Consider the following 13,689-nt stretch of genomic DNA (forward strand, 5'->3'; position numbering starts at 1 on the left):
ATAAGAATGTCTGAAGGATATGATTTCATTGTCATTGGGGGCGGCTCCGCAGGCTCGGTGATTGCTGCACGTCTTTCCGAAGAACCCTCGGCGCGTGTGCTGTTGCTGGAGGCTGGCTCCACCGACCGCCACCCGTTCTTTCACCTACCAGCCGGGTTCGCGAAGATGACCAAGGGTATCGGCAGCTGGGGCTGGTCCACGGTTCCGCAAAAGCACATGCAGAACAAGGTCTTCAACTACACGCAGGCCAAGGTGATTGGCGGCGGGTCTGCGATCAACGCGCAAATCTACACACGGGGTGCAGCTCAGGATTACGATGACTGGAGACAGATGGGGTGCGAGGGTTGGAGCTATGCCGACGTGCTGCCCTTTTTCAAAAAATCCGAAGACAACGACACCTACGACAACGAGTTTCACGGCAAAGGCGGACCGCTGGGCGTGTCCATGCCCGCAGCACCTTTGCCAATCTGCGATGCCTACATCAAGGCCGCAGGGGAAGTGGGGATTCCTGAAACGCGCGATGTTAATGGGGCGAAGCAGGATGGCGCGGGGTACTATCAGCTGACCCAGCGCAATGCGCGACGCTCATCTGCCGCGATGGCGTTTATCGCGCCAAACCGCAGCCGACCGAACCTGACGGTGCGCACCGGCGCACAGGTCCGCCGCATCATTGTGGACAAGGGCAGGGCGACTGGTGTCGAGATGATGAACGGGGACAAGATCCTGGCCGCGAAAGAGGTCATTCTGTCGTCAGGTGCCATCGGTTCACCGCGCTTGTTGCAGCTGTCGGGAATTGGCCCAGCGGATCATTTGGACAGTCTAGGTATCGACGCGGTTTATCATCAGCCTCAGGTCGGCGCGAACCTGCAAGACCATTTGGATTTGTACTCGATTTGTGAAGTCACCGGCCCGCACACCTACGACCGTTTCGCCAAGCTGCACCTTTCAGCCTTCGCGGGCCTGCAATATCTTTTCACGCGCAAGGGACCGGTCGCGTCCAGCTTGTTCGAAACGGGTGGGTTCTGGTACGCAGACCCGGATGCGCGTTCACCGGATCTTCAGATGCATCTGGGGCTTGGTACCGGCATTGAGGCTGGGGTCGAGGCGATGCCCAACGGCGGGGTTACGCTGAACGCCTGTTTCCTGCGCCCCAGGTCACGCGGAACCGTTCGGTTGCAAAGCTCGGACCCCGCGGTGATGCCGCTTATTGATCCTAACTATCTGGCGGATCCTTACGATCGAGAGATGTCCATTCGTGGGCTGAAGCTGGTGCAGAGCATCCTCGCGCAAGATGCGCTGAAGCCGTACATCCTGGCCGAACGTTTGCCGGGCCCGGGCGTGCGGACCGAGCAAGAATATTTCGATTTTATCTGCGTACATTCCAAAACATCGCACCACTGCGCTGGAACCTGCCGTATGGGCAGCGATGCCGAAGCCGTTCTGGACCCGCGCCTGCGCTTCAATGGGATCGAAGGGCTCCGCGTCGCGGATGCGTCGATTATGCCGACGGTCAATTCATCCAACACCAATGCACCTACGATCATGATCGGGGAAAAAGCTGCCGACATGATCAAACAAGATCAGGGTTTCTAAAAATGATCCGCCACATCGTACTGACCAAATTCCGCGCCGACGTGACCGAAGAGACAATCGGAGCCATTTACAAAGGCCTCGAGGACGTGTCCAAGGCCCTTCCCGGAGCCAGCGCGTTCACCGGGGGGCGAAGCGAGAGCCCCGAGCAGATCGAACGCGGATACATGCATGGGTTCGTGATCGATTTCGACGATTGGGCCGCGCTGGAGGCCTATCAGAACAACGAAACGCACAAGGCGCTGGGCGCGCAGCTGGTTGGGAACGCCGTGGGTGGTATCGACGGCATTCTGGTTCTGGATTTGGAGGTTTGAGACAATGAAATTGATTTTGCCAAATCTAGATGGGCAAATGGAACCCTATGCGCTGACTGGAACGCCGCTAGTTCCGCGTGCGCCGCAGTTGCCTCTGACGCGCACGGCCTTTGCTGCGGCTCATGTGGTTTCAGACCCGCTGGCAGAACGTAACCCCTGGGATGGGCGCCCCACGGTTGATTGGGAAGCGACACTGCGATTTCGTCAGGGGCTCTGGGACCAAGGGCTGGGTCTGGCCGAAGCTATGGATACCGCACAACGGGGTATGGGCGTCGATTGGGAGACAGCGTTGGAGTTGATCCAGCGCACAATGAAGGCGGCGCAGGTGCATCCGTTGTCGCCTCGGGTGGCTTGTGGGGCAGGGACTGATCACCTGCCTCTAAGCGCGTTGAACACCGCAGGTGAAATCCTGTCAGCCTACGAGCATCAGGCCGAGGCGATCGAAGCCGCGGGAGGGCAATTGATCCTGATGGCGTCACGCGCCTTTCCAGCGATCAACGCGGGTCCAGACACTTATCACGACGTCTATCGCGCGCTTATCGATGGGGCTGCGGAGCCTGTAATCCTGCACTGGCTGGGCGATATGTTCGACCCTGCATTGACGGGCTATTGGGGTAGCACGGATGTCGACGCGGCCAGCGACTTTGTGCTGTCCCTGATCAACGAAAACCCTGCCAAGGTTGACGGGATAAAAATATCCCTGCTGGATCAGGCACATGAAGAAGCCTTCCGCGCGCGGTTGCCGGATGGCGTACGCCTCTACACCGGTGACGATTTCAATTATGCCGATCTTATTGCCGGGGATGGAACGGATTTTTCCCACGCTCTGCTAGGCATTTTCGCTGCTATCGCCCCCGCCGCTAGCCAGGCGCTTGAGGCGTTGGCAATGGGCGACATGGATCGCTACAACGCGCTGTTCGCACCGACTATTCCCCTCAGTCGAGAGATTTTTAAGGCTCCGACGCGGTTCTACAAAGCCGGGATTGCCTATCTGGCATGGCTGAACGGAGCCCAGTCCCATTTCATCATGCCGGGTGGGTTCCAATCCAGCCGTGACATTTGCCACTACGCGCAAGTGTTCAGATTGGCGGATCAGGCCGGTTTACTCTCGGATCCTGAACTGGCTAAAGCACGGATGACCACGCTTCTCAGCTTGCATGGAGTTGAACAATAGCCTGAATGCGAAGACCCACGATCATAGATGTCGCCAACTCGGCTGGCGTTTCCAAGTCGACGGTAAGCCTCGTGTTGCAGGGCAGTCCGCAGGTGAAGCCGGAGACACGCAAGCTCGTCCATACCGCGATGAAAGAGATCGGGTATGTCTACAACCGATCGGCGGCAAATCTGCGATCCACGGGAACGGCGCTAATAGGTTTGGTAATAAACGACCTGACCAACCCGTTTTTCACCGAGTTTGCGACTTCATTGCAGATGGCGCTGGGGTCCCGAGGCTATGCGGTTGTGTTGGCTAACACAAACGAAGACCCTGAACTTCAGGATCAGGTGGTGAGCGCGATGCTGGAGCACGGTGTTTCCGCCTTGATCCTATCGCCTGCTTATGGCGATGTCACAAACACCCTCTCTGCGGTAGAGCGAGCTGGCATTCCATTGATGCAAGTCTTGCGACAGGTTGAAAGCGAAACGGGCAGATTTCCCTTTATCGCCCCTGATTATGCAGAGGGTGGACGCGCGGCAACGCAGTACCTGATCGAAACAGGCGCGCGAAACATCGCCTTTGTCGGTGGTCTGGATGGTGCCGAAGTCACTCAGGAAAGGCTGTCCGGCTATATCAGTGCGATGAAAGACAACCACTTGCAGCCTATTGTAAAAACAGGGGAATCCAGCCGATCATTTGGACATGAAGCGACGGCCCACCTCTTCAAAGAGCATCCTGCGTGCGATGCCGCAGTTTGTTTCAATGATCTTGTTGCTTTTGGGATGATCAATGCCTGCCATGAAACTCAGGTTAAAATTGGCACGGAGTTTCAGATTGTCGGTTTCGACGACATCAAGGAAGCATCAGAATGCTGGCCAGCTTTGTCTACCGTACATTGCGGCGTCTCTGAGTTTGGAGAACAAGTTGCGGACACTGTTTTACTGTGGTTGCAGGATGGTGCCGCGCCTGCGCAACACACGCGGACTTCAACGCGCTTGGTATTGAGGCAAACTACGAAAGACAAAGTGTAGCAAAAGGCTATACCAGCCTTTGTCGAGAGGTCTTGTCAGAAGAACTTTGGTCGAGCGCGGCAAGGTGGGTGCGTAGCATTTGCCATAACCAGACCTGACTTTTTCAAAAACTTCGAACCTAGTCGCGAGATCATCCGCTTCCCGCTCTCGCTTCGGAATCTCGAAGATCTGCTGCACAAGCGTGGCATCGACTTGAGTCCCGAAGCTTTCCACCAGTGTGCTTATTGATCCTTGTCAAGAATTGAGGGGGTAAGAAGTGGTACACTCAATGGCAATCTAGGGGAGGGGATTCATGGAAGAGTTGATTGAAATCGGTAGGTCCTTCGTCCAGGCCATGCGTGAACGCAGAGGCCTTGGCAGTGTTGATGAAATGTATGCCGAAAACGCACAGTCGATAGAGGCCGTTGTGCCTCCGGTTCGACAATTCCGCGTTTCAAAGGGTCGCGAAGCCATCAAGGGAAAAAGAGAGGATTGGTTGGCATCGCATGAAATCCAAGATCTAGAAGTGGATGGCCCCTACGTCCACCCACCCAACCGCTTTGGAGTCCGTTTCAGGGCCGAAGTCGTTCAGAAGGCCACGGGTGAGCGTATGACCTTACGCGAGATCGCAGTGTATTCGGTGGCGGAAGGCAAGATTGTGCTGGAAGAGTTTTTCATGTTGCCGAAGTGAGAAGAGTTACTAACAACATCAGCTAATTGTTGGCTCAATCAGTACACACCGCTTTTGGGCAGAGTTAAATTCCGGACGGAGGTCGGGAATGCAACACAGAACTGTGGCATATTTTGTAGGAGTTGATGCTGAAGACGCGTCGATTCTGGAATGCGCTGAAAATGCCCGTATCCAGAACGACCACTTGAATTGCGTAGTGACCGGGGCATTACCAAACCTGCCTTACCTGAAGTATGGATCAAACAGGTTCGTTGAGGCGGGTCTTCCCTCTAACTGGTTGGACGTTCTTCACGCGAAAAATGCCGCCTTGAAGTCTCGCGCCACTGAAGTTGAAGCGCTTCTTGCTGGGCAGGGCGTATCTGCTAATGTAACTGGCTTCATGGGACTTGGAGCAGAGTTGCAGCAACTTGCAGCAGAACAAGCCAAATGCTCTGATATCGCTTGTCTAGACGCTGGATTGCGAAGAGACCACGATTTATTTCACAAGATCGCGTGCGGAGTGTTGTTTCATTCACCTGTCGCTCTGATGATCAATGGAGACCCGTTTGCCCAACGCGAGCGCGTTTTTTTGGCATGGAATGATAGCTTGCCTGCGTCTAGGGCAACGCATTTAGCTTTACCCATTCTTGTGGCGGCCAAAGAAGTTGTGATTGGGTGTTTTGATTTGCCGTCGCCTGAGGACCTAGAAAGTAGCGTGCCCGGAACGGACCTAGCTGAATGGCTCGGCCATCACGGTTGCAACGTGACCGTGTCGCAGTTTCAGTGCGGGGGGAATTCAATTGCAGACTGCCTTCAAGAACGAGCAAGCGAAGCGCGGGCCGATCTCGTTGTTATGGGCGCTTACGGGCATTCCCATTTGCGAGAGTCAGTTTTTGGGGGCACTACGCAAGCAATGTTGGAGCAGCCAAGTTTACCAGTGCTTTTCGGACACTGATCAAGTGAGCCGAAGACTGTGACTTTCTGGGAGGCATAGCTATTTAAATTCATCGGTAAATCATTGAGAAACCACTTTTTTAAGAGTTTGCTTGAGGTTGAAGCGTGTTTGCCCGACCGTTATCGCCAAGGAACTCTATCACAATTGACGTTAGCTCATCCCAGTCCGTAAACTCTCGTGCTCCTTCTCGTGGATCGATTTTTCGACCGAGCAAGACGACGTGCTTAAGGATCTCCCTCTCAAAATACCCGTAGTTTTCGGGCCTCACCGCGCCTGCGATCAAAGCCGTCGTATTTGGTTTAAAACCTGTTCGCAGAAGCATTTCGTCAAGATAGTCACGGGCTTCTTCTCGACCTGACGCAAAAGCAGCTTTTAAACCGACGGAAAGCACGAGAGACCTTCGCTTCATTAAGGCATCTCTATTTGAAGCGATAAATGCCTCGAATGAATTGGGGTGCCTACGCTCGTGGACAGGGGCTAGGAGAATAACCTTGACCACATCGTCAAGCGAAACGTGGCTGGGTATTTCATCGGTATTGATCAGCTTTGCGTCGAAACCGGCATTCTTCGCGACATCGCTGATAAAGCGCGCAATCTTTGCTGTCTGGCCTTCGACCGTGGCGAAGGCGATAAGTACAGTCATTCCGATCCTCCCATAAATCGGTCTGAATAGATTGCTTATTATGAATAAGTGACGTGTGTTGCCCTTGATCTCCATCAAAGGCGTTTCTTGAGACCACATTGAGATCGTTGTTGTGCGCTTTGGCTGTTTACGCAGGGCATGTTTTAAGGAAGTTCGCGACGACATCCATCTCCAAGAAAACCTGCCCTTTCGGCCGGCAGCTTTGAAGCTAGCCAATCCCTTGTGGTCTAGCTTGCTACCTTAAGCAAAAGGCCAAGACAGCGACGAAGACTATAAAACTGATGAACCAAACTGCAAGTTTCACTTGTTGGCGCGCGGGCAGGTTTCTGAGCGGTCTAATCATAGTCAAACCTTTCAGACAAAATCCGGTGTGACGCGGTGCCCCGCTCAATTAGATGATCTTCGACGGTGTCCATCATGGCAGGGGGGCCGCAAAGAACAAAAAGCCAGCTTTCAAATAGTTCAGAAGACAAATTGCGGTCCAACAGAGGACCGTCGATCAAGCCTTTCTCTCCGGACCAATCCTTTGGCGGTTCGGATAGAACAAAAACTGTGTCTTCTTTGGACAACTCCTGACGAAAAACAATCTGCTCCTCCACCCGGTTGCCATAGATAAGCTTGAGATCATGCTGTGTTCCACTCAGTCGAACTTGACGCATAATGCTCAACATGGGCGCGATCCCGACGCCACCTGCGATCAGGACAATGCCTGTCTCAGGGCGATGGCTGATCGACAGATTCCCGTGCGGGGCATCCAGATAGGCCGTGGTTTGCGGAGCGATTTGTCCGAGGCCGCATGTGAAATCCCCAAGCTCCTTTATCACGAATGAAACCTCAGGGCCTTCGGCTGGTGCCGAACTAATCGAGAATGGGTTCTCATGCAGCGAAAAAGCACTGTGGCCGACGTTTAGCCAAGCAAATTGCCCTGCTTCGAAGTTTTGTCCGTTGTGACCATGGGGCTTGAGGCGCAACTCCCATTGCTTCGGTGTTAGTCGAGACAAAGAGGTGACGCGCCATGGCCTTTTCTTCTGACGTAAAGGGCGAACGAGATAGACATACAGCAAAGTCCCGACTGCTATACTGGTCAGAGTAAGCCAGAGATACGTCAATAGCGGATGCCCACCATAGCGCCCGGCATAGACCGTGTGATGCAACAGCAAGCATGCGATCACCAAGGCTCCCAGCCCGTGTAAGAGGCGCCATGTTTCGTATTTGTAATCAAGGGATTTGCGGGCAATTGCCGAGGCGACCAGAATGAACAGCAAAAAATATGCGCCGATGCCCGATACCAGCGTAGAAAAGTCGGTCGAAATCGTAAGTTGGTTTGTTTCATCCCACGGGCGGCGTCCGCCTGAAGGCGTGCCCTGATACAGCAGCGGGTGTATCAGCGCAAAGCCGAGTGCTGTACGCGCCATCAACTGATGCACCCGCATGGTTACATCCATACCAAGACCGGAAGAGATGAACCTGAACCGCCCAGACAGCAGGAACTCGACTAAGATTATTGAAAAAGCAAGCATCCCAAGCCCGGACGCGATCTCTTGATGAAACGATCGTGGTGGCCATCCCAAAGACCAAGAAAAACCCAAGGGAGCCAAGATCAGCAAAACGTAAATCAGCGCCAGATAAGGCCATTTCATACGGTTTTGCTCCACTGTGCTAAAGCTAGGCAGCTCGGGCTCATTCAAAACAAACGCTAAGCTGACCTTGGATTCCGATCAAGACTACTGAGATTGGTGTTAACTCCGGCGCGACGAGGCAAGTTTAGTGAGCGAAGTTTCCCGTTTCAGTTCGTTCAGCCGGTGCGTTCGGTCTGGCTGATGCTGAGGTTGCATGCTTGCGCAAGATCAAGGTCCTTGACCGCTTTTCCTGTCATAATGTTGCGCGCGCGAAATCCGACCAAAGGAGGAGGCTCAAAATGTTGGAAGACAAAAAGTCACCGCAACTTTTCACTGGAATGCATCCGCTCTCTGACAACTTTCGGCGTGAAATGGAAACCTTGATGTCGCGTTTTTTGGGGGGAGGATCACCCTTCCTGCCGATGGAAACGGCTGCGCAACGCACGGGTTTTCCGTCTCTTGATATGACGGGCGCGATTTCACCGGCAATCGATGTCCAAGAAACGGATTCTGCGATTGTCCTGACGGCTGAATTGCCGGGGCTCGAAGAGGATGATGTGGAAATTGAAATCAAGAACCGCAGGCTTATCTTAAGCGGTCAGAAGAAGATTGCGCATGGTGAAACGGGCGATTTGCGTGTCAGCGAAAGAAGCTATGGCAGCTTTTCCAGAGCCATGTCGCTGCCGGACACTGTAGAAATCGACAGGATTTCAGCCACATTCGACAAGGGCGTTCTGCATGTAGAAATGCCGAAGACTGAACCTCAGGATCCAAGCCGTAAGATCAAGGTATCTTCGAAATAGACGGTTTGGTGGCTCGATGCCGTGCATAAAAATGCCAAGGTAGAGGGTCGATCATGGATCGGCCTTCTTAGAGTTGCGGCCTGAAAAGTGTCTTTGGTTGAATCCGGGCGGACATCTTAAGTGTTTGTAAAAACGTGTTTCTTGCACATTCGTACCAGACCATGGGTTTGGCGTTGAAGCGTGGTAGAATGCCCTCACGCGTTTGGGTAGGGGGCCACAATGCGAAAACAAGAAGAGAGTGGCATGACACCCTTAGGGCATGCTGGTGAAGGTGAGGTGCGGGCCTTTCTGGAGAGCCTGACCGGACCATCGCGCGGAAACGTGAACTGGCTGGTCGATAAAGCCCTAACTGTTTCTGTTGATGATGGCAGGGTGCTAAGCCTTCGACCTAAAGACGACCTGCCTCCCCATGATAACGATATTGCCACACTGCAGTGGGCTGACGACCGCTACACGATAACCGCGTCGGTTGGGCGCAATGTGTGGGTAAACGGGGAAAAAGCCTCGTTAGCGTCTCTTAGGCATGGCGACATGATCGAGTTTGGCGAAAAGGGTCCTATGTCTCGATACAGGTTGTGCGATCACTCATTTCCCGCGCACCATACAGTCGAGGATATCCTCAGTGATGCATACGCTTACACCCGAACGAGCCGCAGGCCTTTCGCTAAGAAGATGTCTGGTGCCCTGCGCGATAGTGGGCGGCGGCTTGCCTCTCAAACCACGATACTGTTCAGGATCACGGTTCTTGCCACTCTCCTTGTGATCGCGGGGTTTGGGTACCTGCTTTACCAAAACGACCAGCGCTTGGCGGATAGTATCGAACAGGAGTCCCGCAAGATCGAAGCGGTCGCAGTTATGCTCGCCCAGACGCGAGAAGACGCACTTACGCCTGATGACCTAGCTTCGTTGCGTGACGCTTTTGAGAACCAGGTCTTATCGACCGAAGAGCGTCTTGGAACCTTGGAACAGCGGGCGGGAGCACCCACGCGCGTGATAGCTGCCTCAATTCGATCCGTCGCTTTCCTCCAGGGGGCTTATGGGCTGCGCCACGTGGAAAGCGGGAAGATTTTGCGGCACGTGTTGGGACCGAACGGAGAAAACCTGAAGACCCCGTTTGGCCAGCCTTGGATCGAACCGGACGGGGCCGGCGAACCTGCAGAATTTCAATTCACCGGAACCGGCTTTTTGATTGCTGGCGTACCGTTGATGGCCACCAACCGTCATGTTGCGTTGCCGTGGACATCAGGGGACCGAGAGAAGGCGCTGAAAGACGCGGGTCTTGAGCCAGAGATGTTGAGGCTGCTGGCCTATTTGCCTGATCAGACGGAACCAATAGAGGCGCGTCTGGTCCGATTCAGCGATGCGGCAGATTTGGCGATTTTGGCAGTTGAGCCAAGCCGCGTTCAGGACCTCGGAATTCCTTTGGCGGATGCCACGTCGCGCGTAGGTGAAGAGCTGTATCTGTTGGGATATCCAACGGGTTTGAAGGCTTTGATCGCGCAGGCCGGTCCGGGCTTTCTAGAGGAACTGGAAGCAGAAGGAACGTTGAACTTCTGGTCGATCGCGTCCCGGCTTTCTACACTAAGCAAGATACACCCGCTAGCAAGCCGGGGGATTGTTGCGCGGACAAGCGGGAGCGCCATCGTTTATGACGCCGAGACCACGACCGGTGGGAGCGGGGGGCCAGCATTGAATCGGCGGGGCGAGGTCGTTGCCATCAATGCTGCGATCTTGCCCGAGTTTGGTGGCTCAAACATCGGCGTCCCGGTCTCACATCTCAGAGATTTGCTGGGAGAGGTCGAAAGCCAGTGATCATTCACTCGTTCGGAAGCGCGAGTTTTGAACGAAAAACACTGTGACCAGCGGAACGATCACTGAGACCACGGCCACGGAGACCAGCAAGTACCCAAGTTGACTGTAGTCCGCAGTTGACGTGACTTCTCCGGTTTCCGGGTTGGTGACAGCGCGCGTGACGATGTATGTCTGGTTGAGGTATTTGGTGCTGAGGCTGCTGGCCGACAAAGCCATGTTTGTGAACGACGCCATCACCGCGAAGAAGGTCGCTTTCAACTGAACAGGGGCATTGCGTGCGATCCAAGCCAACATCGGGACCATGGCGATCTGTCCAAGCGGCGACTCAACGGCTGTATCAAGAATGGCAATGAACCTTGCATCGATAACTCCGCCGGTACGCGCCGCCGTCCATTCGTGCACGCCATAGTAGAGCGCAAGGTTGGGCAGGGCGAGAACGCCCGCCGCAATCGTCAGCAACACCACCACATGCGCAATGGAGCGATTGGCCATAAATGGTCGAAGGACGACTAACCCGAACAGGGCCAGCATCGAAGTCAACAAAGCCAATATTGCCAGGAATTGCTCATCGAACCCCAGTTCATCGATTTCAAACCATGTCAGGCCTGGTCCCGGTAGCGGCACAGCGCGGAATACAAAAATGATTGTCGCTGTCCCGATTAGGGCTTTGGCTTGGGCCGGTTCCAACTCTTTCAGCAGACGCGACATGAGGTAGAGGATCACCGTCAGGGAAACCGCAAAAACGGTCTCTTGCGCAAATTCGAAATCCGCGGTTCCCAGCACGATGCTAAGCAAAACGAATGCAAGACCGCCGAGCAATATGGACCATCTGACTTCGGTGGCTTCATCCGGCGTATGTGGCGGGTGGCCGCGCTTGACAAGCTGACGCTGGATAAAGCTGTGAAGAACCACTCCACTGACGGACAACACCGGTATGGCCAGAGCTATCAGGTATACGTGGCCATAAAGCGCAAGGCGTTCGGATTTTTGCAGTTCTTCGGTCCCAGAGAATATCCAGATGTTTACAGCCGCAACCGCCGCGAACCCGGAAATGATCGAAACTCTGCCCAAGGTTTGCATCGTCGTGTGCTGAGCACGGGTTTCTTCTGGCGTAAACGGTAGGCCGCGCTGGTCAACCTTTGGGACCGCCTCAACAGTCATGGCGTCAGCGACAACATCCTGAATGGCATAGCCGGAAGGCGCCAAGAGGAGGGCAACAACATACCAGTCTTCCAACGGCATGAACTTGGACATCTGTGCAGGCGCGGTCACGAGACCGTACATTGTGAGCAAAGACAATGTGATCAAGGATGCGCCGAACAAGATCAGCAAGGACTTCCAACGCCAAAACAAGTCCACGACATGGCCAAGTGGCATTTTGAGGATCCAAGGGAGACCGGCCCAAAATGCAAGTCCTGCAACGAAAGAGGCGGATAAATCGAGAAAATCTTTTAGAAAAAAAGCGCCTACGACCGAGGTCAGGCCGGACACGCCAGCCGCGAAATAGACCATCAGTGGCGGCAAATAAGACCATTGCAGCTGCTGAGCCAGATCCACAAACGTTCTATGCCACCAGGCCGAAAGCTTTGATCCTATGGAAGTTTGGTCAGTCTTCATATGCCGTGGCAGCTCGTTTAGGCCTTTGGGTCGTTGTATCTAGTTAGAGAAATCCAGATCCGAAAAGCAATGCACTGGTGATCACCCCAAGGATTGGTACCACAAGAGGAACGCAGAAGTGTTTGGCGGCCTCGTCCGGCTTCATCTTCAGCAGGATCAGCGAGACATTGACCGTTACAAAGACACCGAGAACGATCTGAGACGTGCGCTCTGCCAGAGTACCAATCGGTATAGTTTGGGTCAGCAGAACGATGATCGCCACGACCAGTAAAGTAGCGACAAGTGGTGTCTGAGTTGCTTTCGGGACAACCGCCAAAACCTTTGGCAAATGGTCACGGTCCGCCAGGCCGTAGATCACGCGCGAGGCCATGATCATCTGGATCAGTACACCATTGACTGTCGCCACAATCGCGACTGCGGAAAAGCCCTGTTTGATCACTTCGGGTGCGTTTGAAAACACAAGCGCGAGGGGCGCTGCGGATGTAGAAAGAACATCGATCGGAACAACAAGTAGAACAGTCATTGAGGTTCCTAGATACAATACGGTGGCCAGAACGAGGGTTAGTAAAATCGCTTTTGGGATGGTGCGCACGGGGTCTTTGACCTCTTCCGCGACGTTGGCCATGTCCTCGAAGCCAACAAATGCGAAGAAGGCGAGAAGTGATGCCGCGAAAATTCCTCTCCACGCGTCGAGTTCAAGCGGCGGAAGCATCGAACTGATCCCGTATCCCTGCGGATCCTGAACCGACATGCCCCAGCCCATCACAAAGAGAAGGCCTGCGATCTCGATGATCGTAATGACAGCCGCAACAAAGACCGACTCAGTGATCCCCCAGAGCGCGATTAGCCCCATGATCAAAACGACGCTGACGGTCAAAACAGGGATCGCAAAACCGGTTAAAGCGTGCAGGTATGACGCTGCGCCAATTGCAACTGCAGAGGCAGAGATAATCCCTGAAGCTGCGACCGCGAGGCCGACGAAAACCGCCATCCATCTTTTCTGGAATCCCGCCTCAACATAGGCTGCTTCACCTGCGCTGACGGGAAATCGCGTTGCGAGTTCTGCATAAGAAAGCGCGGTGAGTGATACGACGAGTGCGGCTACGACGAACGAAAACGCTGCAAACGGTCCGGCAATGTCTGCTGTCGCGCCGACCAAAACATAAATGCCCGCTCCGACCGTTACCCCGAGGCCATAGAGCGTGAGCAACGGGGTTGTCAGGGCTCGTCTGAGTTTCTGTTCGTTTGGATCAACAGAGTTCATAAGCGTTTTCCACCAACTGCCCATTCAGAACGTCGTCAGTGGAGTCCTTCCCAGTTTTGTCCGCGATTGGCGGAGCGGCGTGATCCGATGGTCAAAGCTGCACCAAATGCCTTGTGTCTCAACGTCTGGGCGCATAGGGCGCCAATAAACTAACTGGGGGCTCGCCACCACTTCTGCCGAGCCCCCAGTGGGTGGAACTTCCACTCCTTCAGAATTCCGTTCACCTTTGTGTTTGC

General features: G+C 54.3%; 12 protein-coding genes and 1 pseudogene. 9 read left to right on the forward strand and 4 right to left on the reverse strand.

Annotated elements, in window-relative coordinates:
• The first annotated feature begins 6 nt into the window (after positions 1 to 6).
• The 7 genes and pseudogenes from ACR0I8_RS06325 to ACR0I8_RS06355 all read left to right on the forward strand — a co-directional run bounded on the left by ACR0I8_RS06325 (position 7) and on the right by ACR0I8_RS06355 (position 5,695).
• Complete coding sequence (locus tag ACR0I8_RS06325; protein ID WP_170689783.1) at positions 7 to 1,593, forward strand: GMC family oxidoreductase N-terminal domain-containing protein; 1,587 nt, start codon at positions 7 to 9, stop codon at positions 1,591 to 1,593.
• Positions 1,594 to 1,595: 2 nt separating this feature from the next.
• Complete coding sequence (locus ACR0I8_RS06330) at positions 1,596 to 1,904, forward strand: Dabb family protein (protein WP_170689785.1); 309 nt, start codon at positions 1,596 to 1,598, stop codon at positions 1,902 to 1,904.
• 4 nt (positions 1,905 to 1,908) lie between these two features.
• Positions 1,909 to 3,078 (forward strand): dihydrodipicolinate synthase family protein, encoded by a 1,170-nt coding sequence (locus ACR0I8_RS06335; RefSeq protein WP_480702897.1) that lies wholly within the window; start codon positions 1,909 to 1,911, stop codon positions 3,076 to 3,078.
• Positions 3,079 to 3,083: 5 nt separating this feature from the next.
• A complete protein-coding gene (locus ACR0I8_RS06340; protein WP_170689789.1) occupies positions 3,084 to 4,091 on the forward strand; it encodes a LacI family DNA-binding transcriptional regulator in 1,008 nt (335 codons plus the stop codon).
• A gap of 84 nt (positions 4,092 to 4,175) precedes the next feature.
• A pseudogene (locus tag ACR0I8_RS06345) lies at positions 4,176 to 4,295 on the forward strand (IS6 family transposase); the annotation flags it as partial.
• 88 nt (positions 4,296 to 4,383) lie between these two features.
• A complete protein-coding gene (locus ACR0I8_RS06350; RefSeq protein WP_170689791.1) occupies positions 4,384 to 4,761 on the forward strand; it encodes a SnoaL-like domain-containing protein in 378 nt (125 codons plus the stop codon).
• Positions 4,762 to 4,849: 88 nt separating this feature from the next.
• Positions 4,850 to 5,695 (forward strand): universal stress protein, encoded by an 846-nt coding sequence (locus tag ACR0I8_RS06355; RefSeq protein ID WP_170689793.1) that lies wholly within the window; start codon positions 4,850 to 4,852, stop codon positions 5,693 to 5,695.
• Positions 5,696 to 5,774: 79 nt separating this feature from the next.
• Here the strand turns inward: ACR0I8_RS06355 and ACR0I8_RS06360 are convergent, their stop codons facing one another.
• Both ACR0I8_RS06360 and ACR0I8_RS06365 read right to left on the reverse strand, forming a co-directional pair.
• Positions 5,775 to 6,338 carry a flavodoxin domain-containing protein gene (locus ACR0I8_RS06360; protein ID WP_170689795.1) on the reverse strand — a complete coding sequence of 188 codons (564 nt, stop codon included), beginning with the start codon at positions 6,336 to 6,338 and terminating at the stop codon, positions 5,775 to 5,777.
• 335 nt (positions 6,339 to 6,673) lie between these two features.
• A complete protein-coding gene (locus tag ACR0I8_RS06365) occupies positions 6,674 to 7,978 on the reverse strand; it encodes a ferredoxin reductase family protein (protein ID WP_170689797.1) in 1,305 nt (434 codons plus the stop codon).
• Between the two features lie 278 nt (positions 7,979 to 8,256).
• Here ACR0I8_RS06365 and ACR0I8_RS06370 point away from each other — a divergent pair, with 278 nt between their 5' ends.
• Both ACR0I8_RS06370 and ACR0I8_RS06375 read left to right on the forward strand, forming a co-directional pair.
• Positions 8,257 to 8,760, forward strand: coding sequence for an Hsp20/alpha crystallin family protein (locus ACR0I8_RS06370; protein ID WP_170376171.1), 504 nt, complete (start codon positions 8,257 to 8,259; stop codon positions 8,758 to 8,760).
• Between the two features lie 219 nt (positions 8,761 to 8,979).
• Positions 8,980 to 10,572 carry a S1 family peptidase gene (locus tag ACR0I8_RS06375; protein WP_170689799.1) on the forward strand — a complete coding sequence of 531 codons (1,593 nt, stop codon included), beginning with the start codon at positions 8,980 to 8,982 and terminating at the stop codon, positions 10,570 to 10,572.
• On the opposite strand, the gene ACR0I8_RS06380 is transcribed toward ACR0I8_RS06375, so the two are convergent.
• Both ACR0I8_RS06380 and ACR0I8_RS06385 read right to left on the reverse strand, forming a co-directional pair.
• A complete protein-coding gene (locus ACR0I8_RS06380) occupies positions 10,573 to 11,949 on the reverse strand; it encodes an MFS transporter (RefSeq protein ID WP_480702899.1) in 1,377 nt (458 codons plus the stop codon). It lies immediately after the preceding gene.
• A gap of 283 nt (positions 11,950 to 12,232) precedes the next feature.
• Positions 12,233 to 13,453: an amino acid permease gene (locus tag ACR0I8_RS06385; RefSeq protein WP_170689803.1), complete on the reverse strand. Its 1,221-nt coding sequence runs from the start codon at positions 13,451 to 13,453 to the stop codon at positions 12,233 to 12,235.
• Positions 13,454 to 13,689: the final 236 nt, after the last annotated feature.

Source organism: Ruegeria sp. BG9, from assembly GCF_056538305.1.